Below are 20,823 nucleotides of genomic sequence, written 5' to 3'. Positions count from 1 at the left end.
GACACGTTGGATTCTGCGGGGACACTGCTGCGGGGATGGCGGAAGCGGGCGTTGATGACCCAGGAGCAACTGGCCGAGAAGGCGGGGCTCAATGTGCGGACCGTGCGGCGGCTGGAGAACGGAGGCCTCTGGCAGCCGCGCAGCAGGTCCGTCCTGCTGCTGGCGCAGGCCCTGGAGCTGGACGGCGCGGAACGGGAGCTGCTGGCAGGAGAGGCGGGCGAGCCGGCCGTGACCACGATCGTCCCCCGGCAGCTGCCCGCCGGCCTCGCGACCCTGATCGGCCGGGAGGACGAGCTGGCGGCCCTCACCGGCGACCACCACGCGGGCCCGGCGCCGGTCGTCGCCATCGACGGCATGGCCGGAACGGGCAAGACGGCCCTGGCCGTGCACGCCGGCCACCGGCTCGCCCCCGGCTTCCCCGACGGGCAGCTCTTCGTGGACCTGCGCGGCCACGCACCCGGCCGGCGACCGGTCGAGCCGGGCGAGGCCCTGGCCCGGATGGCGCGCGCCCTCGGCGTGCCGGACGCGGACGTCCCTGAGCACCTGGACGACCGCGCCGCGCTGTACCGCAGCGTGCTGGCCGGGCGCCGGGTGCTGATCGTGCTGGACGACGCCCTCGACGAGCACCAGATCCACCCGCTGCTGCCCGGCGGCCCCGGCTGCCGCGTGATCGTCACCGGCCGCCGCCGCCTGAGCGGGCTCGGCGACGCCCGCGGCCTGCCGCTGGACGTCCTGTCCCCGGCGGCGGCGGTCGCCCTGTTCACCGGCGTGGCCGGATGGGACCGGGTGGCGGGCGTGCCCCGCGACGACCTGCACGAGGTCGTCGCGCGCTGCGGGTGGCTGCCGCTGGCCGTCCGCGTCGCCGCCGACCGGCTGCGGGCGCGTCCCACGTGGAGCGTGCGGCACCTGCTCGACCGGCTCGCCGGCGACCGGCTGGCCGAACTGGCGGCGGGACGGCACGACGTGGCCGCCGCCCTGGACGCCTCCTACGACCGGCTCCCCTCCGACCTGCGGCGCGCGTACCGGCTGCTGGGGTCGCACACCGGCGCGGAGTTCGGCCCGAGCACGGCCGCCGACCTGCTGGGGACGGGCGCGTCCCAGGCGGAGCGGATGCTGGAGCACCTGCTGGACGCGCACCTCCTGCGCGAGGCCGCGCCCGGCCGCTACCGCTTCCACGATCTCGTCCGCGACCACGCGTCCCGGACGGGTTGAGCCGGGCTCAGGCCACCCGGGACGAGCTCGCCGTCCAGGTGTTGCAAGCGCCCGGCTTACCCGCCTTGTACCCCTTGTCCATCCAGTACAGGCGGTTCGCGGTCTTGCCCTGGAACCGGTTGGGCCAGAACTCCGGCACCTTGAGAATCGGCTTCCAGTCCTTGACCTGACGCCCCAGCGCCTTCGCCGACACCCCCGAGAAGCAGGCGATCTGCAGGTAGTAGCGGCGGTTGTGCTCGTCCATGACCGTCTCGGACGCGTCGTTCTCCAGCGCCCACCACGCCTGCCCGATGCCGGTCTGCCCGGTCACCACCCCGCCCCACGTCCGCACGACGGAGGTGAACACGGCCACGTCGCTCTTGGCCTTGATCCAGTCGTCGGCCAGCCGCACGTGGAGCTGGGTGGCGCAGATCTCGGTGAAGGAGCCGCTGACGTCCATGCCGGTGGAGCAGGACTCCTTGTCGTCGGCGTCCTTGAACACCACCTTGACCGGGACGAAGCCCTTGATGGCCGGCTGCCACGCCTTGTTCAGGCAGCCGACGAGGGTGGTGACGTACTTCTTCGTGGAGGCGCCGCTCGTGCCCTTGTCCAGCTTGCAGGCGATCTTGGGCAGCTTGGCCGCCTTGTAGAGGGCGTTGTGGGTCAGCTCGGGCGCGCCCTTGACCGGCTCGGCGAGCGCGGGGCCGGCGAACAGGGCCAGGCCCACGGCCGCCCCGGCGGATAAACGAATGATCATAAAGCGTGATCCTAGGGGCGGGAGCGCGGCTCCGTGACGCAAAAGGCTTGGGTGATTGCGGAGAGTGCCGCTACCATTACTTTCCGCAGTCAGTTCCGTCGGAAGGACCCGCGTGAAGAAGTTCGTTCTCACCTCCGTGTTCACCGCCGCCATCGTCGCCGGCACCGCCGGCGCCGCCTACGCCTCGCAGTACGTCGCCTACGAAGGCCCCGGCTTCACCGGCAGAAGCGTCGTCATCGACCGGTGCGGCGTGTCGAACATCCCCTTCAACGGCTCCTACAAGTGGTACGGCGACGGCCAGAGCGGCCGCATGTACAACCAGCCCAACGCCGAGGGCGTCGCCCACTTCACGCTGGCCTCGAACAGGAACGCCGAGCAGCGCACGCCGGTGGGCTGGAAGAGCATCTTCATCGTGTGCTGACGCCTCCGAACGGCCGGCATTTCAAGATCCAGTAGAAGCCTTGAGCAGCTTCACCCGCGGGCCCTACGGTCGTGGCCATGCGACAGATCGACGACCTGGACGTGCTCAGGGTCATGACCAGCCGGTTCCGGATGAAGCTCTTCAGCCTCCTGTTCCGGATCGGCCCGGTCACCGTGAGCGAGCTGGCCAGGCGGATGGACGCCGACCCCGGCCAGGTCAGCTACCACCTGCGGCAGATGCAGAGACACGACCTGATCGAGGACGTGCCGGAGCTCGCCCGCGACAGCCGGGAACGCTGGGTCCGGGCCGCCATGGGCGGGCTGTGAATAAGGCCTGGCAGAACGCGTCGTTCGGCGGCAGCCACCACCTGCGGCTCACCCCGGGCGAGCTCGCCCAGCTCGCCGACCAGCTCAACGCCGTGCTGCAGCCGTGGCGCGAGCTGAGCCGATCACGCGTCGAAGCGAACGACGCCCCGCCGGACACCCGCCCGGTCTTCACCTTCTACCACGCCTTCCCCGAAGAACCGTGCAGGGCCCTCCATGTACGGCCTGCATGAAGAGCGCATCCGCGCGGACCTGGCCGAGCGGCGAGCCGAGGCCGCCCGCTCACGCATGATCCCGCCCCGCCCACGCCGACAGGTCCTGCCGCGCCTCCGCGTCCGGTTCGCGCTCACCCTCCGCCGCCTCGCCGACCGCCTCGAACCCGCCTGACAGTCCGCACGCGTCTGGAGGCGCGAGAGGAACGTCGGCGGTCACAAACGGCCCAGAGGAATCCGCGGCGGCCATCGAGGGCCGACAGGCCGGTACGGCATGATGATCCCTCGTGAACAAGACGATCACCGCTCTCTTAGCGCTGTCCACCTCCCTTTTGGTGGGCGCCGCACCCGCGCAAGCCGCCCCCAGGGATCCTGTGCGCGCGCTGAAGTCCACCATGGCCCCCGGGCACGGCGTGCGCTTCACCGAGACGTCCACCTGGTCCGACGGTCTCGACACCCTCCAGGCGTACACGAACAGGGGCACGCTGCAGTTCGGCAAGAAGGGGCTGGCCGCCTACGACATCAGGAGCACGTCCTACCGCGACGCCAAGGACCGTGCGATCTCCATCGGCAAGAGCACGTACTACTCCGGTGAGTACGTGGCCGACTACCTTCCCAAGGGCAAGACCTGGTTCAGGCTCGACGGCGGCGGCGCGATGCCCTACCTGTACGGCCAGGTCCTGAATCCCGCCGAGCCCGCGACGTTGTCGGCGCTGCTGGCCAAGGGCACGAGAGCCGGGAACAAGGTCACCGGCAGGATCACTTTCAAGAGCCTCGCGCAGGTCTCGCCGTGGTTTTCCGGCTCCGACCTCAAAGCGTGGGCGGCCGACACCGAGGTCTCCTACACTCTGACGCTCACTTCGGCCGGCCTGGTCGGCACGCTGTCGAGCTCGTTCCGGGCTAAGGGCGCCAAGGATGAGTACGCCACGTTCGAGGGCGACATCATCTCCGTCGAGACCCGTTACACCGGGTGGGGCGGCAAGGTGTCGATCAAGGCGCCCGACCCGAGCACGGTCACCGGCAAATCGTCCAGCTGACCGCACGGCTCCACAGCCCCGTGACGGCCTGACGGGCGGGCGCGTGCTGTCAGCCTGCGCGGCCGGACCGCAGCAGTTACGTGGAGTCGCAGCGGTCGGCGCGTGGAGGGACCCGGCGAAAGTGGCGTATCCGGTGTACCGCATACTGGATCCCATGTCTGAGAAGATCATTGACCGTCGTAAAGTACTGCTCGCCGCTGGGCTGGTCGCCGGCGGGGTCCTGTTAGACGGCGGGGTGGCGCACGGCCTCGCACGGGACTCCGCGCGGCGGGCCGGCACCCCGGACGAGGCGTGGGCGAAGCTGCGCGAGGGCAACCGGCGCTGGGCCGCCGACGCCTCCGTCCACCCCCACCAGGACCTCGCCCGGCGGGCCGAGGTCGCCCAGAAGCAGCAACCGTATGCGGTGGTCGTCTCCTGCATCGACTCGCGCGTCGCCCCCGAGATCGTCTTCGACCTGGGAGTCGGGGACATCCTCACCGTACGCAGCGCCGCCCAGACCATCGATCCCCTCGTCGCCGGCGCCATCGAGTACGGCCCCGCCGAGCTGGACACGCCCCTGATCGTGGTGCTCGGCCACCAGCGGTGCGGCGCGGTCACCGCCGCCGCCGACGCCCTCAAGCACGGCACCAAGCTGCCCGGCCACCTGCAGCGCATCGTCGACGACCTGCGACCGGCCTACGAGCAGGCCCACGGGGATGTGGACCGGATGATCCGGATCAACACCACCAACGTGGTGGCCGAGCTCAGGTCCGACAAGCTGCTCGCCCCGCGCATCGCCGCACGGAAGCTCAAGGTCGTGGGCGGGTACTACTCGCTCGACACCGGCAAGGTGACCCGGCTGGTGTGACGGCCCGGCGGTTCGGTGGTGTCTGGGGCGGATGTCAGCCCGGCACCCCGCCCCGGGCACCCCGTCACCGGCCGCCGGCCGGCGCAGCGCCGCCGTCCGCGCCCGCCGCCTCCACCACGTCCCGGAGCTGGGAGCGGGCCGTGACGCCCAGTTTGGGGAAGGTGCGGTAGAGGTGTGAGCCGACGGTGCGCGGCGACAGGAAGAGCCGCTCGCCGATCTCGCGGTTGGTCAGCCCGCGCGCGGCCAGCCGGACGATCTGCTGCTGTTGAGGCGAGAGGCGGGCCAGGGCGCCAGGATCCGCCGGGTCGACGTCCAGGCCCGCCGCTCGCAGCTCCGCCTGGGCGCGTTCGCTCCACGGGCGCGCGCCCAGGCGGCGGAACGTGTCGTACGCCGAGGTAAGGAACGGGCGCGCCTCGGCGATCCGGCGACGGCGACGCAGCCACTCGGCGTACTCCAGCAGCGCCTGCGCGTGCTCGAAAGGCCAGCGCTCCAGCTCGGGTACGGCCAGCGCGGCCAGGAACTCCTCCTCGGCCCGGTCGGGGCCGGCGAGCAGCGCGCGGCTGCGGTGCACCAGGCCGCGCAGGCGGGGCGAGCCGCCCTGAGCCAGGACGCGGGCCGCACGCTCGACGATCTCGATCGCCTCCGTGTGACGGCCGGTGCGGGCCGCCGACTCGGCCAGGTCCGGCAGGGCCGGGTAGGAGGCGTGGTAGTGGACGGGGTCGCCGGCCGGGCCGAAGACCCCGCGCAGGTGCTCCCAGGCGTCTTCGTAGTCGCCTTCGGCGATGGCGGCGGTGGTCAGGGCGCGGTGCGCGTACACGGCGACCGATCGGCTCTCCAGCGGGTCCACCAGGCGCAGCGCCTCGTCCGCGAGCGCGCGGGCGGTCGCCGGGTCGCCCTGAGCGGCCACGACCATGGCCTCGATGGCGTGCGCGCACGCGACGGCGTGGTGCAGCCTGGCGGCGGCCGGCAGCGCGCCGAGCTCGGCGCAGAGCGCGCGGGCCTGGTCCCAGCGGCCGTACTCGAAGCAGGCCAGCGCCACCACGCCGCCGAGCCCGTCGGGGAGCGGGCCCGCGCTTCGCCACGACCGGACGGCCGCGTCGAACGTCCGGACCGCGAGCGGCGTCTCGTCGAGCACCCAGGCGGCCACGGCCAGCGCGGTCAGCCGTTCGGGACCACCTCCGGTATCGGCGCGGTTGCCTGCTCCTGCGCCATTGTCCGTCCCACGGCTGTCCCCGGTCACTGCGCGATCGTCGGCGCCCGGGGCTTCTCCATGGTCGCCCGCTCCACGGCGGCGCCCGGCTGCGGCGATCAGGGCGGGTAGCCGGGGTGCTGCCGCGCGGCCGGTGCCGAACGGGTCCGACACGATGCGGGCCCACTCCCGGAGCGGCGTGGCGGGGAGGCGGGGCAGGAGGCGGTCGATCTCCTGGCGCTGGGACTCCTCGCCCGAGTAGAAGCGCAGCACCGCGGCGGCGGCGAGCGCGTCGAGGGCGATGTGCGGGTGGGTGCGCGCGAGGTCGCCGGCGATGCCGGCCAGCTCGTCGAAGGTGGCGGCGTGCCGCCTGGTCAGTGCGGACAGCCGCCCGACGTGCAGCGCGGCGGTGGCGAGCAGGGCGGGGTCGTCGGTACGGGTGCGGGCCTGACCGGCCAGCTCCTCCACCCAGGGCAGGTCTCCGGTGAGGACGGCCGAGCCGGCCGCGTCGGTCAGCAGCCGGGCGCTTTCGTCACGGTCGGGACGCAGCTCCGCCGCGCGGGCCAGCGCCTTGGCCGCCGCCGCATAGCCGCCCCGCCGGCGAGCCCTGGCCGCCGTTCGCTCCAGGGCGGCCGACACCTCCGCGTCGGGGTGGAGGGCGGTGGCGGCGAGATGCCAGGCGCGGCGGTCCGGCTCGTCGCGCAGGGCGCCGGCCAGCGTGCGGTGGGCCTCCAGGCGGGTGTCGAACGGGGTGGCGTGGTAGATCGCGGAGCGGACCAGGGGGTGGCGGAAGCGTAGGTGCCGGCCTGCCCGGTGGACCAGCCCCGACTCTTCGACGGCGAGCCAGATCTTGTCGTCGGCGTCGGGCAGCAGCGCCAGGACGGCGTCCGGGGGATCCTCCGCGTCGGCGGCGGCCAGGAGCACCAGGGCCTGCCGGGCGGCTTCGGGCAGCTCCGCCAGCCGGGCGGCGTAGATGGCCGCCAGCCGCTCGCCGACCGGTAGCGGGCCGTGGCCGTCGGGGGCGAGCGGGGCGTGCGCGGCCAGTTCGAGCAGGGCCAGGGGGTTGCCCGCGGCCTGGTCGAGGACGCGTTCCCTGATCCTGCCCGTCAGGCCGGGCGCGCGCAGGTCGAGCAGCCGCCGGGACGCGGCGGCGTCGAGAGGGCCGAGCGTGAGCGTGGGGAATCCAGCCATGTCGAGTGGGCCCGGTGTGCGTGCCGGGTGTCCGGAGGCATCGGCGGGGGCCGGCGTGAGCGGCGGGGAACCACCGGGGCCGGGGGTGAGGTCGCGGAGGGCGGCGAGCAGGGTGATGGGGTCGTCGGCGAGGCGGCGGGCGGCGAAGGCGAGGACGTCGGCGGAGGCGGGGTCGATCCACTGGGCGTCGTCGAGCACGATCACGAGCGGCGCCCGTTCGGCGACCTGGGACAGCAGGGTCAGGACGGCGACCCCCGTCAGCAGGGGATCGGGGGCGTCGGACACGAAGCCGAAGGCGCCGAGCAGGGCCCGGCGCTGACGGTCGGGCAGGTGGGGCGTCTCGTCCAGTACCGGGCGGAGGAGCTGGTGCAGGGCCGCGAAGGCCAGGTCTCTCTCCGACTCGCGGCCGCTCGCCCGCAGCACCCGGCGGCCCGCTTCCCCGGCGCGGCGGGCGGCGTACTCCAGGAGGGTGCTCTTGCCCATCCCGGCGGCTCCGGACAGGAGCAGGACCCGCCCGCCTTCGCCGGCCGCGCCCGCAACCAGCGCGGCGAGCCGATCGAGCTCGGAGTCCCGCCCGACGATCACGTCCCGTCCGACGGGCAGGGCCCGCTCGCCCACAGGACCTCCAGGAGTCGCACCGACCACGGACCCTGCGGCATGACCGCAGGTCCGCACACCCGTCTGTCACGGTAGCAAGCCCGATTGCAGTCAACTGACGCATACCGCCGCCCCATGGGAGCGGCGCACGATGGACGGCGGCGGATCCGCCCGCATCCATCACGCATCGTCAAGTTCAAGGATGGCCCCTTGCCTGCCAACGAAATCACTCTCGGTGACGTGACGGTCACGAGGGTTCGTGAATACTACGGCCCGGTCCACATGACGCCGGAGACGTTCTTCCCGGAGAGCTCGCCACGCACCTGGGAGGAGCACTCCTCCTGGCTGGAGCCGCACTTCGTGGACCCGGGCACGCGGATCGTGAACTCCGCGATCCAGACCTGGCTGCTGCGCAGCGAGGGACGGATCATCCTCGTCGACACCGGCGTCGGCAACCACAAGGAGCGTCCCTACGCCCCCGTCTGGAGCCGGCTCGACACCGACTTCCTGGACAACCTGGCCGCCGCCGGCGTGCGCCCCGAGGACGTGGACGTCGTGGTGAACACGCACCTCCACGTGGACCACGTCGGCTGGAACACGTTCCTGGACGGCCGCTCCTGGGTGCCGACCTTCCCGAAGGCCACGTACCTCATCGCCAGGGCCGACTTCGACTTCTGGAACCCGGCGAACGAGCACCGGTCGGTACTCGGGCGGGGCAACCAGAACGTGTTCGAGGACAGCGTGGCCCCCGTCCACGAGGCGGGGCTGACGACGTTGTGGGAGGGCTCGTACACGATCGACGCCAACCTGCGCCTGGACCTCGCGCCGGGGCACACGCCGGGGTCCTCGGTGCTGACCCTCGCCTCGGGTACGGACCGCGCGGTGTTCGTCGGCGACCTGCTGCACAACCCGGTGCAGATCGTGGAGCCGGACGCGAACAGCTGCTTCTGCGAGGACCCGGCCGGGGCGCGCGCCACCCGCCGCCGGATCCTCGGCTGGGCCGCCGACCATCGCGCGCTGGTGTTCCCCGCGCACCTGGGCGGGCACGGGGCCGCCGAGGTGGTCCGCGAGGGGAACGGGTTCGCCGTCAAGGACTGGGCCCCGTTCGCCGACCTCGCGGAGGACGCCCGATGAGCCGCCACGACACCGTCCGCACCGCCCAGGGGCTCGTGCGCGGGCTGCGGCGCGACGGCACCATCGCGTTCATGAACATCCCGTACGCCGCCGCGCCGACCGGCGCCGCCCGGTTCGCCGCCCCGAGGCCGCACGCCCCCTGGGACGGCGTGCGGGACGCCACCGCGCCGGGGCCAACCGCGCCGCAGGCCGAACGCCGGCTCGGCAGCGTGGACATGACCCCGTACTTCGGGCCGGGCTGGGTGCCCGGCGACGACTTCCTGACCGTCAACGTGTGGACGCCGGAAGCGGCGGGGGAGCGCCTGCCCGTGATGGTGTTCGTGCACGGCGGCGGGTTCGTGGCGGGCTCCGCCCGGGCCGGCGTCCTTGACGGCGCCGCCTTCGCCCGCGACGGCGTCGTCCTCGTGACGCTCAACTACCGGCTGGGCATCGCGGGCTTCCTCGACCTGCCCGGCGCGCCCGCCAACCGGGGCCTGCTGGACGTGATCGCCGCCCTGCGCTGGGTGCGCGAGAACATCGCCGCGTTCGGCGGCGACCCGGACCGGGTCACCTTGTCCGGCCAGTCCGCGGGCGCCACGATCGTGGGCGCCGTGCTGGCCACCCCCGAGTCCGAGGGGCTGTTCCGGCGGGCGATCGTGCAGAGCGGCAGCGGCCTGGGGGCGTTCACCCCGGAGCAGGCCGCCCGGGTGACCCGCGCGGCGGCCCGCGCGCTCGGGGTCGAGCCGCACGCCGGCGCCTTCGCCGCCGTTCCCGACCGGCGGCTCGTCGAGGTCATGCCCGAGTTGTCGGGCCTCGACCTGAGCACCGAGACCCATCGGGACCCGCTCATCGGGCTGAGCCCGTTCAGCGTCGTGCTCGACCGGCAGCCGGCCGCGGCCGTGGCCGCTGGACGGGGCGCGGACGTGGAGCTGCTGGTGGGCACGAACACGGAGGAGGGCAACCTGTACCTGGCGCCGTTCGGGAGCCTGTCCACCTCGACGGCGGCGGACGTGGAGGCCGCCGCGGCCCGCTCGCACCCGCGGCCCGCCCACCTCGTCGCGGCCTACCGCAAGGCCAGGCCGCACGCGTCGCACGGGGAGCTGCGCGCGGCCATCATGGGCGACGCCCTGTTCGGCGTGGGCAGCCGCCGCCTCGCCGACGCGCACGCCGGCAGCGCCGCCGCCACCTACCGTTACTCGTTCGCGTGGCGCTCGAAGGCGCTCGGCGGGGAGCTGGGCGCGGCCCACGCCGTGGAGCTGCCGTTCGTCTTCGACGTCACCGGCCTGCCCGCGCTGCACGGCCCCCAGGCCCTGCTCGGCCCGGACGCGCCGCCGCCGGACCTGGCCGCCCGGACGCACGCGGCCTGGGTGGCCTTTGCCACGACCGGCGACCCCGGCTGGGACCGCTACGACACCGCCCGCCGCGCCACCATGCGCATCGGCGGCACGTGGGAGCTGCTGGAGGACCCGGACGGCGACGAGCTCCGAGCCTGGCCCTGACGATCTCCCAGGAACGCGGGCGCGGTGGGCGGTCGTGCTCCAGGGCCGCGCGGAGAGCTACTGGCGGGGGATCGCGACCAGCGTGTACGGCGTCCGCGGCGTCGGCGTCGTGTCGAAGCGGGCGTTCGGCAGGTACAGCCGCGACCCGAACGCCGCCACCGTCGCCGGGCAGTCGAACCGCTCGCTGCGCAACCGGCGGACCACGCGCGCCTCGGTGCCGTCATCGTTGAGCTGGAGGACGGCCACGGCGTTCCACCGGTTCTGTACGGCGTAGAGGGTCCGGCCGTGCAGCAGCAGGCCGTCGCCCTCCGCCAGGGTCTCGCCGTGCAGGTCCACCCGGCGGGTGGCGCCGGACGGCTCGACGCGGAACAGGTCGCCGGTGTTGGACTGCACGACGAGCAGGGCCCGGCCGTCGGGGGTGGGGGTGATGCCGTTGGCGTTGAAGCCGGAGCCGTACGTCATGTCGCCGGTGAGGGGGATCCGGACCGGCGGGCCGGGCAGCCGGTCGCCGCGCAGCGGCAGCTTGTAGAGGACGGGGTTGGTGGAGTCGGTGATCCACGCGGCGCCCTGGGCGAAGGTGATGTCGTTGACGAAGGCGGCCCCGGTCGTCAGCCGGTGGGTGGCGAGCGGCCGGCCGCTGCGGGCGTCGAGGATGCGCAGGTCGCCGCCGGTGCCGCCGGCCACGAACAGGTGGCCGTGCCCGTCGGCGTGCAGGCCGAGCGCCTGGGTGCCGGGCCCCTTGCTGAAGGTGGCGCCGCGGCCGGTGCGCAGGTCGACCCGGTAGATCGAGCCGTCGGCCATGGAGCCGACATAGGCGAACGGGCCGGGGCCGGTCAGGACGCCCTCGGGTTGGAACCCGTCGGGAAGGCGGATCGTGCTGGGGAACTCCGACGCCTGCGCGGGCGCGCCCGTCGAGGCGATCAGCCCGAGAGCGAGCAGTGCGGCGGCGAGGTGGCGGCGCATCAGGAGGCCAACCTTTCAACGTTGAGATATTGACGTAGCCGAGCATAAGGCGGTCGGATAGTCTGTTGTCAAATAGCTCAACGTTGAGAGGTTGGCGGGCAGATGTCTCAGCTCGTGCGCCACTCGTGCTTGATCAGCAGGTTGCGGGCCTCCTCCGCCAGGTCGTGCGGGACCAGCACCTCGTACCGCTGGGCGACGACGTTGCTGTGCGAGACGAGCCCCTTGAGCTTGCGTGTGGAGGCGTGCGCCGCCAGGCCGAACACGGCGCCGAACGCGGCCCCGAACAGCGCCCCGATCATCCCGATGGCCAGGAGCGAGGCCGCTCCGGCGCCGGCCATGCCGCTGATGAGACCGGCCAGCAGGCCGATCCAGGCGCCGGTGCCCGCCCCGCCCAGGGCGGAGCGCGCCGGCGTGAGGCGGCCCAGGACGGTCTCGACGAGCCGCAGGTCCGAGCCGACGATGCTGACCCGGTCGATCGGAAAGTCGTTGTCGGCCAGGAAGCTCACGGCGTGTTGTGCCTGCTCATGGGTGGTGTAAGAGCCCACGCTGGTCGCGGGCTGCCCGCCGGTGAGCGGGCCGGCCAGAACCATGACAGTGCTCCTTCCTCGATCTCCGTCTACTTTCCTTCCCATTTGCAGTAAACATCAAACTTCAGTTGTAAGTTCCCGGCATCGGTCCTGTTCGGGGAAGGGGTCGGCACAAGTTGCGGAACGCCGGGTCAAGTCGTTACATAGAAGGTGGCACTCCTCATCGGTGAGTGCTCGGAAGTCAACCGGCTGGGCCGTCGCCGCAGGCACGAAAGGATGAGGCAGGCGACCGGCCGAGGAGGTGGTCTCATGGACAGGAAGTGGGTCCGCTGGCAGGACTGGCTGGCGTTCGTCGTGGGCGTGGTGACGGCGCTGACCCCGCTCTGGTTCACCCCCGACACCGCGGGCGGCACCTGGTCGCTCGTGATCCTGGGCGCCCTGCTGGCCGTCGGCGCCCTGTGGTCGCTGGGTGTGCCCGGCGCGCTGATGAGCGAGTGGACGCACGTGGTGCTGGGCGTCCTGCTCATCGTCGCCCCGTGGGTCTTCGGGTTCCAGGACCAGATGGGCGCCGCGTGGACGGCGTGGATCGCCGGCGTCCTGGCCGTCGCGGCCGGGCTGTGGGTCGCCGTGCCCCAGATGCGCGGCCACCGATCCGCCCACGCCTGAGACACGACAGATCAGAGGGAGCGGCCCCGCACGTACGGGGCCGCTTCCGCGTGTAACGGCGCGCGGCACCGGTAAAGGACGAGTCAGCCGCCGCGCTCTCGCGGCACGGCCACCTCCCGGCGGGCGGGGCGGGCAGGACGCGTCGAAGGGGCCAGAAGTTCACGTGCGGCCGGGCAAGAAACCTTGATCGGCCGGCACGGGGTGGCGAGCGTCGCGGCGGCCCCCGCGAACTTACCTTTCGTTGTGGCTCCTATCAGCCGCAACAAAGGGGGATTCCTCATGCTCAGTCGTGCTCTTTCCGGCTGCCTCGCGCTCGCCGCCACCGGCCTGGCCGTCATCGCCGGACCGGCCGCGCACGCGGACTTCAAGGCCCCGTACGCGCGCGCCGCCGCGATCATCGACGCCGACGGCTCGCTCAACGAGGGCAAGAACGTCATCAAGGCCTGGCGCGCGGGCACCGGCCGGTACTGCGTCCAGCTCAGCCACTACATCGACGCGCGCGACTCGCTCATCCAGCTCACGCCGCGCCACGCGCTGCGCCTGCCGCACATCGCCTACCGCCACCCGTCGGCCACCTGCCGGCTGGAGAACACCATCACCGTCAACGTCTACAGCACGCATACCGGGCGCCTGGCCGACAGCGGCTTCGACCTCCTGGTCTCCTGACCCGGCCGAAAGGACAAACGACCGACATGAACACCATCAGGCGATCCGCCACCGGGACGCTCACCGCCGCCGCCATGGCCGCCGCCGCCCTCCTCACACCGGGGCCGCCGCCGCGGAGACCCCGTTCGCCCAGGCCTCCGCCACGATCGAGGCGGACGGCTCGGTGGCCGAGAGCAAGCACGTGGACGACGTCTGGCACCCGTCCCGTGGCGTCTACTGCGTGCTCCTCAACCAGGTCGTCGACCTGGACGGCGAGGTGGCCATCCACGTCACGCCCATCGGCCGGCACGACCACCCGCGCTCGCTGTCGGTGGAACGCGGCGCCCGCGCGTGCGTCCGCCGTGACCTGCCCCGCAGCGTGGCCGAGCGGACGATCGCCGTCTACAGCCAGGCCGGCTCCCGGTGGGCCGCGGAGACCGCGTTCTACCTGACCGTCTCCTGACGCCGCCGCAAGCGAGGCCGCGCACGTGACCCGCGCGCGGCCTCGTCACAACCCCGAAGCCGGAAGCCGGAAGCCGGAAGCCGGAAGCCGGAAGCCCGCAGCCGGAAGCGCGCGGTCAGCAGCCCACCCGCCTGCCGCTCAGCGCGATGTCGTCCATCCACACGTCGAAGCTGGCTGGCGCCGGGTTCGCCTGGTAGAGCTGCCAGCCCAGCTTGACCGTGTCGAAGCGGGGGAAGACGAAGTCCACCGGGTTGCCGCCGTGCTCCCGCGTGGACACGGTGAGCTCCGGCTTGGCCACCCCGTCGAACCACAGCGAGATCCGGTTGTCGGCGGCGTCCATGTGCCACTCCACGCACGTCCACTTCCCGGCGACGGAGGGCGCGGTGGTGCGCCAGTTCGTCCAGTCGCCGGTGGGGCCGCCGTCGGCGCCGACACCCCAGTACGCGGCACCGCCGTTGGGCGGCGGGGCGTACTGGCCGCCGAGCGGGCGGACGACCTCGGGCCCGTCGCCGGTCGCCTCGACCAGCGTGTAGTGCGCCCAGTCCGGCGCCGTCGGGAACGCGGAGACGCGCAGCCGTACCCGGCCGTAGAAGCTGTTGCCGGGCGCGGCGAAGTCGTCCACCTTCAGGAACGCGCGGCCGTTGCCCTCGGTGTGCACGCGCAGCACCTTCTGCCCGCGCGCGCCGCGCTCGACGGTGAGCGTGCCGTGCTTGGTGTCGATGCCCCAGCGCAGGCTGCTCGCGCCGCCGGTGGGCAGGGCCTGGAAGTCCTCGCAGAACAGCAGGGCCGCCTTCGCGCAGGTACGCGGGTCCGTCCGGGCGGAGGCCGCGGCCGGTGCGGCGGCCAGCGGCACCATCAGGACGGACACAACGGCGCGGGCCCACCATGTACGCACGACGACTCCCTCTGCGACGGACGCGGATGTTCATGAGCGGGAGTAAGGTACGCCATCCGGCGCCCGAGGGCGGGCACGCGGCGACCGCCGCCGGCAACGCCCCTGGTGGAGAGGGGGAGACGCGAGGAAACTTTCAGCGCCGCACCCTGTCGCGGGAGGCCGTGAGGAGCAGCACCGCGCAGGAGGCGACGGTCAGCAGCCCGCCCGCGAGGAACGTGCCGCGCACGCCGGCGAGCGGCAGGATCAGCCCGCCGAGCGCCGCGCCCGCCGCGATGCCGACGTTGTAGGCGCCGGAGTTGGCGGCGAGCGCGAGGTCGGTGCGGCCCGGCGCGCAGGACAGCATCGCGTTCTGGGTGGTCATGAACACCGGCCCGAGCGCGCCGCCCGTCAGCACCAGGAACACCACCGCCGCCCCCTGGTGCGCGCCCAGGGCGTACAGGCCGAGCAGGCCGGCCGCCTGCGTGGCCACGGCCGCCACCAGCGCGCCCTGCGGGAACCGGTCGAGGAAGGCCCCCGTCACGCTCACCCCGGCCAGGCACGCCACCCCGAACACCACGAACAGGACGCTGACGGAGCCGGGGGAGAACCCGCTCACCTCGCCCAGGAACGCCACGACGTAGGTGTACCCGGTGAACGCCCCCGTGGCCGACAGTGTCCCGGCCGCCAGCACCGTGCGGAACCGCCGCACGTCGGGATCGCTCCCGTACGCCGCGGGCTCCTCCTCCGGGCGCGAGGTCGGCAGCAGGACGGCGATTGTCACCAGGCAGACCAGCCCCAGAGCGGCGAGCGCGGCGACGGGCACCTGCCAGTTCGTCCGCTGGCCCAGCCACGTCCCGGCCGGAACGCCGAGCACCAGGGCCAGCGAGCCGGCCACGGACAGCGCCCGACCACCCGCCCCCGCACCCCGGGCGCGAACAGGCCCACCGCGACCGGCCCCATCACGGCCCAGAACAGCGCCTGCGCGAGCGCCGTCAGCAGCCGCGCCCCCAGGAGCACCGCGTACGAGGGGGCCAGCGCCGCCACGAGACTGGACACCACGAGCGCCCCCAGCAGCGCCGTGAGCACGTGGCGCCGGGGCACCGCGCGCATCAGGTGGGCGACCGGCACGGACGTGACGGCCACCGTCACGCCGTAGCCGGTCACCAGGAGACCAACCGCCGACAGCGAGACCTGGAGGTCTTCCGCGATGAGGTCGAGGAGGCCGACCGGCAGGTTCTCCGCGGTGTTGAAGGTGAGCGCGGCCAGCATCAGGGCGGCGAGCACCGCGAGTCTGCGCCAGGGGGCCGGTGGTCGGGTGAGGTGCACGTCGTCTTTCTGGTTCTCGCCGTTGTGCCTGCCGGCGGCACCTTTCATCCGGTACCTCACCAGGTGCGCCGGCTCGGCCGCAACCGGATTAGGCCGAGGCGGCCCCGTCACGCGGCCTCGGAGGCGGGCTGCCGCTCCGGGGCCGGCGGCTTGAGGAAGCCCGTCCCCCAGGCGACCGGGACGGAGAGCACGGCGATGACCAGACCCGCGATCACCGGCGCCGAGGCGGTGAAGCCGCCGATCGCCGCGCCGCCGGCGGCCGAGCCGGCGGCGATGCCCAGGTTGGCCGCCGAGGCCGGCAGCGACGAGGCCAGCGCGCCCCCGGGGCCGGCCAGCCGCACCACGCGGTACTGCAGCGACGGCACCATGCCCATCGCGAACAGACCCCAGGCCGGCAGCACCAGCACCACCAGGAACGCGACCGCGCCGGCGAGGTACAGCGCCCCCAGGCAGAGCGCCGTCATGACGGTCGCGACCGTGAGGGTGCGGGCGGCGTCCCGGTCGGCGAACCGGCCGCCGGCGAACGAGCCCGCCGCCGACGCGGCGCCGTAGGCCAGGAGGAACACGCTGACCAGCGCGCCCGAGACGCCGGTGACCCGCTCCAGGAAGGGCACGATGTACGTCAGCGCCGCGTACAGCGAGGCGAAGACCAGGAACTGCAGGACGAGCATCGCCAGCACCCTGGGTGCGAAGGCGTGCCTGGCCTGGTCGCCCGCGCCACCGGAGGAGCCGGGCACCGACGGCAGCAGCACCGGCGCCGCCACCAGGGCCAGCACGGCCAGCGCCACGACGGCGAGGAACGCGCCCCGCCAGCCCATCACCTGGCCGAGCAGCGTGCCGAGGGGCACGCCCAGCGCGCCCGACACCGCGAACCCGCCGAACACCGCCGAGATCGCCCGCCCCATGCGCTCCGGCGGCACGACCGACATGCCCACCACGAAGGCGACGGCGACGAACAGGCCGCCGAGCGCGCCGGTCAGGGCGCGCGCCACGACGAACAGGCCGTGGTCGGCGGTCAGCACCGGCACCAGGTTGCCCGCCACGCACAGGGCGAGCGCCCCGGTCAGGACGGTCCGCTTGTTCAGCCTGATCGTCAGGGCGGTCAGCAGCGGGCCGCCGACGGCCACGCCGAGGGCGTAGGCGGTCACCAGCGCGCCCGCCGCCTGGACGCTCACGCGCAGGTCGGCGGCGATGAGGTTGAGCAGGCCGACCACGAGCAGCTCGGCGCTGCCCAGGACGAACGTGCCGAGGAAGAGCGTGGCCAGGGCGAGGGTGGTCCCGCCCCTGGTCGGGGTGGTGGTCATGGGGATCCTTTCACGCAGGTCGAAACGCCGGCACGGCGGACTCACGTGCCGGGAAAGGGCGAGATGACGGGCTGGTCAGGCGCGCAGGGAGCGTGGCAGGCCGAACGCGGTCAGCAGCGAGTTGTCGTGGAAGCGGGTCAGCGCGCACACGCGCTCGCCCGCCAGCGTCAGCACGAGCACGCCCTGCGCGTGCAGGATGGGCGTGCGCGGGTCACGCAGGTAGCAGCCGAAGGCCGGCTGGCCGTTCGCCCGCGTCGGGATCAACGCGTACCGGCGGCCGCCGGCCAGCGCGGCGGTGGCGAGGAAGGTCCGGATCTCGTCCGGGCCCCGGAACGCCAGCGGCAGCGGCGGCATGGTCAGCGACGCGTCCTGAGTCAGCAGCGCCACGATCGCGTCCACGTCCCCCGCCTCGAACGCCCGGGTGAAGCCGGCCACGAGGCGGCGCTCCCGTGGCGAGCCCGGCAGCGGGGCGCTCTCCCGGCCGGGGCCGGGCAGCTCGCGCGACAGCGTCGCCCGCGCCCGTTTCAGCGCCATGGTCACCGCGTTCGTGGTCGTGCCGAGCAGGTCCGCCACCTCGGCGGCCCGGTATCCCAGCACGTCCCGCAGCACCAGCACGGCCCGCTGCCGCGCGGGCAGCCGTTGCAGGGCCGCCAGGAACGCCAGCGACACCGACTCGCTGGTCTCGTAGCGGGCCTCGGGGCCCGGCAGCCGGTCGGGCAGCTCGTCGAGCAGCACGTCCGGGTACGGCTCCAGCCAGCTCGCCTCCTCGCCCTGGCGTGCCGGCCGGGCGGCCGGCATCGGCGTCGGAACGGGCTCGGAGGCCGGGACCGATGCCCCGGCGTGCTCGGAGGGCGGGACCCGCGCCATGGCGTGCGCGGCCGGGCGGCGGGCGCCGGCCCGCAGCGCGTTCAGGCAGCGGTTGGTCGCGATCCGGTAGAGCCACGTCCGCAGCGACGCCCGCTCCTCGTAGCCGCCGATCCCGCGCCACGCCGCCAGCAACGTCTCCTGCACCAGGTCCTCGGCGTCCTGGACGGAGCCGAGCAGGCGGTAGCAGTGCACGTGCAGCTCGCGCCGGTACGGCTCGACCAGGGCGCGGAACGCGTCGCCGTCGCCGCCGCGCGCGGCCGTCAGCAGCCGCCCGGCGGCGCCTGTCTGGTCGGCGCCTGTCTCGTCGGACGGTGGGATCCCTCGCATGCCGGCTCCTTCTCTCCCATGGTGGCTCTCCCTAGGGATGGACACCATCGGGGCCGGGAAGGGGTCGGCGGGGCGCTCACCGGACGGGCGCGCGGTGGCGGCGGGCGAAGCCGATCCAGGCCCCGACGGCGGCGAGCGCCACGAGGACGATGACGCCGACCTTGACGGGGGTCCCCGTCGTGCCCCGGTCCTCCACCGCGGCCACCGGAGCGGCCTGGGCCGGAGCCGCCTGGGCCGGAGTCGCCTGGGGTGGGGTGGCCGCCTGGCTCGGGGCGGGGGTCGCGGGGGCCGCGGCGGCCGGGGCGGACGCGGCCGGCGCGGCGGTGATCGCGCCCGCCTTCACCTTCACCGTCGCCTTCGCCTTGGACGGCTCGGTCGCGACCACGGTGACCCGCCACTCGCCGCTCGGCAGCGGCTCGGCCGCGTGGTACAGGTTCTGCCCCTCGGGCGCCGACCTGAGCGGCACGGGGCCGAAGGAACGGCCGTCGGACGAGGTCGCCTTCAGGGTCGCCTCGACGATCTCGGTGACGGGATGGCCGTCCTTCTTGTACGTCACCAGCACGTTGACGTTGTCGGCCCCGTCCCCGGTCACCTCCAGCTCGATCGGCCCGCCGTGCGCGGCGGCGGCCGGCGCGCCGAGCACCAGCGCGAGCCCGGCGAGCAGGAGGGTGAGGAGGTAGGCCGGTGCCTTGTTCACGGTGATGGCTCCTTGTGGGTCGATGGTGCTCACGCCTCCTGGGGCGTCTCCCGGCTGTGCAGCCTGATGAGCTTCTGGATCCGCTTGCGGCGCCAGGCGGCGATCAGCCGTACGGCGGGGTAGGCGAGGGCGAGCAGGACGAGGAGGGCGAGCTGCGGCCACGGCAGGGCCCAGACGGTGGCCTGCACCGCCACCTGCTCGGCGGCGACGCCCGGGAGCGGCCCGCCGGCGGGCGAGGGGATGGCCGTGACCGTGGTGCCGATGGGCCCGAGCGGCCAGGCGCCGGTGACGCGGGCGGTGAACGTGCGGCTGCCGCCCGGCATGAGCTCCCTGGCCCTGGCGGCGGACGGGTCGCTCCAGTCGCTCTGGCCGGCGAGCGTGGCGGTCAGCACCCGGTTGTCGGTGACGAGCCGGACGTTGCCGGCGTTGGCCACGGTGTAGGTGACCTCGACGGAGCCCGAGGCGAAGGGGTTCCACGACTGGACGTACTCGGCCCGCACGTCGCTCACCGCGACCTTGGCCACGTAGTCGCCGGTGACGCGGATGTTCAGGCGGACGCCCACCCGGTTCTGGACGCGTACCTGACCGGAGATCGTCTCCAGGGACGCGGTCACGCCCGCCGGGTGGTCGCCCGGGGTGGCGTTCTGCGGGATCGTCACCTTGACCGGCACCACGGACGTGGCGCCGGCGGCGACCGTCACCCGCTCGGGGACCTCCAGCCACGCGCCGCCGTCGGCCGGGACGGCGTCCGAGGGCCGCATGTCGAAGTAGCCCTTGACGGTCAGGTAGCCGTCGTTGGCGTCGATCGCGAAGTCCACCGGCCGGGTGGAGCGGTTGGTGACCGCGACGTGCTCGGTCACCTGCTGCCCGCCGGCGAGTTCGAGGTCGATGACGCTCCGGCCGTCGGGGCCGCCCGCGTTGGCCGGCACGACCGACCAGGTGGTGTCGGCGGCGGCCGGGCCGGCGAGGCTGACCAGCAGACTGACCGGCAGACTGACCGGCAGGGTCACGAGCAGGGCGGCGAGGGCGCCCAGTGCACGGCTTTTCGTCAACGGAGATGTCTCCAGCCTCATCGGGGGGCGCCCGGGACGGTGCCCGGGCGCCCGCGGCGGATGATGACGGTTCAGGACTGGTTGAACAGCGAGAGCGTCACGGTCGAGTGGTACTCGCCGGCCGCGACGTCCACGGGGGTGCGCAGGGCGAGGTCGGCGTTGACCTGCCAGGTGCCGATCTCGTCGGCGGAGTTCGCCGTCGAGACCAGCAGCTCCTGGCCCTGGAGGCCGACGGCGGGGGCGCCGGTGCCGTCGGAGATGACGCTGGAGACGGGCTCGCCGGCCGAGACCGCCCCGGTGGAGGTGTCGCTCAGCAGCCGTGGCCGCCACCCCAGGTACTGCGGGCCGATGGGCGGCGCGGAGCCGCCCGTCGCGGTGAACTCGGCGGCCTGCCCGACGACCGCCCAGAAGTCCCCGGCGGGGATCTCCTCGGGGCGGCGGGTGTCGGTGACGGTGACCGTCGGCAGGGTGCCGACGAACTGGCGGGCGGTGGCGTTGGAGCCGTCCTCCTGCAGGGAGACGCCGCCGTTGTCGGCCACGGTCATGGAGACCTGGCCGGGAGTGGTGGCGGGCTCGATGGTGACCGACACGTCGATGCCGTTGTCGGGGTCGTCGTCCGCCGAGGCGGGGCCGGCCACGCCGATGCCGAGGCCGGTCAGCGCGACACCGAGCACCGCCGCGGCGAATGTCCGGGTTGTCCTGTGTAATCTCATGTGATCGCTCCAGTCAGAGGGA

General features: G+C 73.6%; 24 protein-coding genes. 12 read left to right on the top strand and 12 right to left on the bottom strand.

Annotated elements, in window-relative coordinates; translation table 11 throughout:
- Positions 1–6: 6 nt before the first annotated feature.
- Entirely contained in the window at positions 7–1,212 is a 1,206-nt protein-coding gene (locus tag KIS93_RS12520; RefSeq protein WP_268966982.1) for an ATP-binding protein, read from the top strand.
- A 7-nt stretch (positions 1,213–1,219) separates the two neighbouring features.
- On the opposite strand, the gene KIS93_RS12515 is transcribed toward KIS93_RS12520, so the two are convergent.
- The gene (locus tag KIS93_RS12515) at positions 1,220–1,948 is read right to left on the bottom strand and encodes a hypothetical protein (RefSeq protein ID WP_155127925.1); all 729 of its coding nucleotides are present in this window, start codon (positions 1,946–1,948) and stop codon (positions 1,220–1,222) included.
- 112 nt (positions 1,949–2,060) lie between these two features.
- Here KIS93_RS12515 and KIS93_RS12510 point away from each other — a divergent pair, with 112 nt between their 5' ends.
- The 6 genes from KIS93_RS12510 (at position 2,061) to KIS93_RS12485 (ending at position 4,788) form a co-directional block, all read left to right on the top strand.
- Complete coding sequence (locus tag KIS93_RS12510; protein ID WP_186404129.1) at positions 2,061–2,369, top strand: MiAMP1 family antimicrobial peptide; 309 nt, start codon at positions 2,061–2,063, stop codon at positions 2,367–2,369.
- A gap of 77 nt (positions 2,370–2,446) precedes the next feature.
- Positions 2,447–2,695 carry an ArsR/SmtB family transcription factor gene (locus KIS93_RS12505; protein WP_155127922.1) on the top strand — a complete coding sequence of 83 codons (249 nt, stop codon included), beginning with the start codon at positions 2,447–2,449 and terminating at the stop codon, positions 2,693–2,695.
- On the top strand, positions 2,692–2,925 hold the full coding sequence (locus tag KIS93_RS12500; RefSeq protein WP_080040215.1) for a hypothetical protein: 234 nt from the start codon (positions 2,692–2,694) through the stop codon (positions 2,923–2,925). The genes KIS93_RS12505 and KIS93_RS12500 overlap by 4 nt, the downstream gene beginning before the upstream one ends.
- Positions 2,909–3,079, top strand: a complete 171-nt coding sequence (locus KIS93_RS12495) for a hypothetical protein (protein ID WP_155127919.1) — start codon at positions 2,909–2,911, stop codon at positions 3,077–3,079. The genes KIS93_RS12500 and KIS93_RS12495 overlap by 17 nt, the downstream gene beginning before the upstream one ends.
- A 112-nt stretch (positions 3,080–3,191) precedes the next feature.
- On the top strand, positions 3,192–3,941 hold the full coding sequence (locus KIS93_RS12490; protein WP_155127916.1) for a hypothetical protein: 750 nt from the start codon (positions 3,192–3,194) through the stop codon (positions 3,939–3,941).
- Between the two features lie 154 nt (positions 3,942–4,095).
- On the top strand, positions 4,096–4,788 hold the full coding sequence (locus KIS93_RS12485) for a carbonic anhydrase (RefSeq protein WP_080046909.1): 693 nt from the start codon (positions 4,096–4,098) through the stop codon (positions 4,786–4,788).
- Between the two features lie 64 nt (positions 4,789–4,852).
- Here the strand turns inward: KIS93_RS12485 and KIS93_RS12480 are convergent, their stop codons facing one another.
- Positions 4,853–7,786 carry a helix-turn-helix transcriptional regulator gene (locus KIS93_RS12480; RefSeq protein WP_230466307.1) on the bottom strand — a complete coding sequence of 978 codons (2,934 nt, stop codon included), beginning with the start codon at positions 7,784–7,786 and terminating at the stop codon, positions 4,853–4,855.
- 204 nt (positions 7,787–7,990) lie between these two features.
- Here KIS93_RS12480 and KIS93_RS12475 point away from each other — a divergent pair, with 204 nt between their 5' ends.
- Positions 7,991–8,899: an MBL fold metallo-hydrolase gene (locus KIS93_RS12475; protein WP_230466517.1), complete on the top strand. Its 909-nt coding sequence runs from the start codon at positions 7,991–7,993 to the stop codon at positions 8,897–8,899.
- Positions 8,896–10,377: a carboxylesterase/lipase family protein gene (locus KIS93_RS12470; RefSeq protein ID WP_080040211.1), complete on the top strand. Its 1,482-nt coding sequence runs from the start codon at positions 8,896–8,898 to the stop codon at positions 10,375–10,377. The genes KIS93_RS12475 and KIS93_RS12470 overlap by 4 nt, the downstream gene beginning before the upstream one ends.
- Before the next feature lie 57 nt (positions 10,378–10,434).
- On the opposite strand, the gene KIS93_RS12465 is transcribed toward KIS93_RS12470, so the two are convergent.
- Positions 10,435–11,340, bottom strand: coding sequence for an NHL repeat-containing protein (locus tag KIS93_RS12465; protein WP_080040210.1), 906 nt, complete (start codon positions 11,338–11,340; stop codon positions 10,435–10,437).
- A 107-nt stretch (positions 11,341–11,447) separates the two neighbouring features.
- A complete protein-coding gene (locus tag KIS93_RS12460) occupies positions 11,448–11,930 on the bottom strand; it encodes a YflT domain-containing protein (RefSeq protein ID WP_080040209.1) in 483 nt (160 codons plus the stop codon).
- Positions 11,931–12,176: 246 nt separating this feature from the next.
- Between KIS93_RS12460 and KIS93_RS12455 the strand changes: the two genes are divergently transcribed.
- The 3 genes from KIS93_RS12455 to KIS93_RS12445 all read left to right on the top strand — a co-directional run bounded on the left by KIS93_RS12455 (position 12,177) and on the right by KIS93_RS12445 (position 13,641).
- Positions 12,177–12,533 (top strand): SPW repeat protein, encoded by a 357-nt coding sequence (locus tag KIS93_RS12455; RefSeq protein ID WP_080040208.1) that lies wholly within the window; start codon positions 12,177–12,179, stop codon positions 12,531–12,533.
- Between the two features lie 279 nt (positions 12,534–12,812).
- Complete coding sequence (locus tag KIS93_RS12450; RefSeq protein WP_080040207.1) at positions 12,813–13,199, top strand: hypothetical protein; 387 nt, start codon at positions 12,813–12,815, stop codon at positions 13,197–13,199.
- A gap of 163 nt (positions 13,200–13,362) precedes the next feature.
- Positions 13,363–13,641: a hypothetical protein gene (locus KIS93_RS12445; RefSeq protein WP_080040205.1), complete on the top strand. Its 279-nt coding sequence runs from the start codon at positions 13,363–13,365 to the stop codon at positions 13,639–13,641.
- A 115-nt stretch (positions 13,642–13,756) separates the two neighbouring features.
- Here the strand turns inward: KIS93_RS12445 and KIS93_RS12440 are convergent, their stop codons facing one another.
- The 8 genes from KIS93_RS12440 to KIS93_RS12410 all read right to left on the bottom strand — a co-directional run bounded on the left by KIS93_RS12440 (position 13,757) and on the right by KIS93_RS12410 (position 20,801).
- A complete protein-coding gene (locus KIS93_RS12440) occupies positions 13,757–14,536 on the bottom strand; it encodes a hypothetical protein (RefSeq protein WP_080040204.1) in 780 nt (259 codons plus the stop codon).
- 133 nt (positions 14,537–14,669) lie between these two features.
- Positions 14,670–15,410, bottom strand: coding sequence for an MFS transporter (locus KIS93_RS12435; RefSeq protein WP_222107431.1), 741 nt, complete (start codon positions 15,408–15,410; stop codon positions 14,670–14,672).
- Positions 15,293–15,889 carry an MFS transporter gene (locus tag KIS93_RS63325; protein WP_222107430.1) on the bottom strand — a complete coding sequence of 199 codons (597 nt, stop codon included), beginning with the start codon at positions 15,887–15,889 and terminating at the stop codon, positions 15,293–15,295. The genes KIS93_RS12435 and KIS93_RS63325 overlap by 118 nt, the downstream gene beginning before the upstream one ends.
- Positions 15,890–15,948: 59 nt before the next feature.
- Complete coding sequence (locus KIS93_RS12430) at positions 15,949–17,145, bottom strand: MFS transporter (RefSeq protein ID WP_080040203.1); 1,197 nt, start codon at positions 17,143–17,145, stop codon at positions 15,949–15,951.
- Positions 17,146–17,220: 75 nt separating this feature from the next.
- Positions 17,221–18,339 carry a sigma-70 family RNA polymerase sigma factor gene (locus tag KIS93_RS12425; protein WP_080040202.1) on the bottom strand — a complete coding sequence of 373 codons (1,119 nt, stop codon included), beginning with the start codon at positions 18,337–18,339 and terminating at the stop codon, positions 17,221–17,223.
- A gap of 76 nt (positions 18,340–18,415) precedes the next feature.
- Positions 18,416–19,036 carry a hypothetical protein gene (locus KIS93_RS12420; protein ID WP_155127907.1) on the bottom strand — a complete coding sequence of 207 codons (621 nt, stop codon included), beginning with the start codon at positions 19,034–19,036 and terminating at the stop codon, positions 18,416–18,418.
- A 29-nt stretch (positions 19,037–19,065) separates the two neighbouring features.
- On the bottom strand, positions 19,066–20,088 hold the full coding sequence (locus tag KIS93_RS12415; protein ID WP_080040200.1) for a COG1470 family protein: 1,023 nt from the start codon (positions 20,086–20,088) through the stop codon (positions 19,066–19,068).
- Between the two features lie 71 nt (positions 20,089–20,159).
- Positions 20,160–20,801 carry a hypothetical protein gene (locus tag KIS93_RS12410; RefSeq protein WP_080040199.1) on the bottom strand — a complete coding sequence of 214 codons (642 nt, stop codon included), beginning with the start codon at positions 20,799–20,801 and terminating at the stop codon, positions 20,160–20,162.
- Between the last annotated feature and the right edge of the window lie 22 nt (positions 20,802–20,823).

Origin of the sequence: [Actinomadura] parvosata subsp. kistnae (assembly GCF_900323885.1) — a bacterium.
GTDB lineage: Bacteria > Actinomycetota > Actinomycetes > Streptosporangiales > Streptosporangiaceae > Nonomuraea > Nonomuraea composti.
The sequence above is the reverse complement of the archived record's forward strand: the minus strand, read 5'-3'. Positions and strand labels throughout refer to the sequence as shown.

What these genes read in the sequence shown, in the direction of transcription:
- KIS93_RS12515 (WP_155127925.1), bottom strand. Translation starts at nt 1,948, where the DNA reads ATGATCATTCGTTTATCCGCCGGGGCGGCCGTGGGCCTGGCCCTGTTC.
- KIS93_RS12505 (WP_155127922.1), top strand. Translation starts at nt 2,447, where the DNA reads ATGCGACAGATCGACGACCTGGACGTGCTCAGGGTCATGACCAGCCGG.
- KIS93_RS12495 (WP_155127919.1), top strand. Translation starts at nt 2,909, where the DNA reads ATGTACGGCCTGCATGAAGAGCGCATCCGCGCGGACCTGGCCGAGCGG.
- KIS93_RS12485 (WP_080046909.1), top strand. Translation starts at nt 4,096, where the DNA reads ATGTCTGAGAAGATCATTGACCGTCGTAAAGTACTGCTCGCCGCTGGG.
- KIS93_RS12470 (WP_080040211.1), top strand. Translation starts at nt 8,896, where the DNA reads ATGAGCCGCCACGACACCGTCCGCACCGCCCAGGGGCTCGTGCGCGGG.
- KIS93_RS12465 (WP_080040210.1), bottom strand. Translation starts at nt 11,340, where the DNA reads ATGCGCCGCCACCTCGCCGCCGCACTGCTCGCTCTCGGGCTGATCGCC.
- KIS93_RS12460 (WP_080040209.1), bottom strand. Translation starts at nt 11,930, where the DNA reads ATGGTTCTGGCCGGCCCGCTCACCGGCGGGCAGCCCGCGACCAGCGTG.
- KIS93_RS12455 (WP_080040208.1), top strand. Translation starts at nt 12,177, where the DNA reads ATGGACAGGAAGTGGGTCCGCTGGCAGGACTGGCTGGCGTTCGTCGTG.
- KIS93_RS12450 (WP_080040207.1), top strand. Translation starts at nt 12,813, where the DNA reads ATGCTCAGTCGTGCTCTTTCCGGCTGCCTCGCGCTCGCCGCCACCGGC.
- KIS93_RS63325 (WP_222107430.1), bottom strand. Translation starts at nt 15,889, where the DNA reads ATGAAAGGTGCCGCCGGCAGGCACAACGGCGAGAACCAGAAAGACGAC.
- KIS93_RS12430 (WP_080040203.1), bottom strand. Translation starts at nt 17,145, where the DNA reads ATGACCACCACCCCGACCAGGGGCGGGACCACCCTCGCCCTGGCCACG.
- KIS93_RS12425 (WP_080040202.1), bottom strand. Translation starts at nt 18,339, where the DNA reads ATGCGAGGGATCCCACCGTCCGACGAGACAGGCGCCGACCAGACAGGC.
- KIS93_RS12410 (WP_080040199.1), bottom strand. Translation starts at nt 20,801, where the DNA reads ATGAGATTACACAGGACAACCCGGACATTCGCCGCGGCGGTGCTCGGT.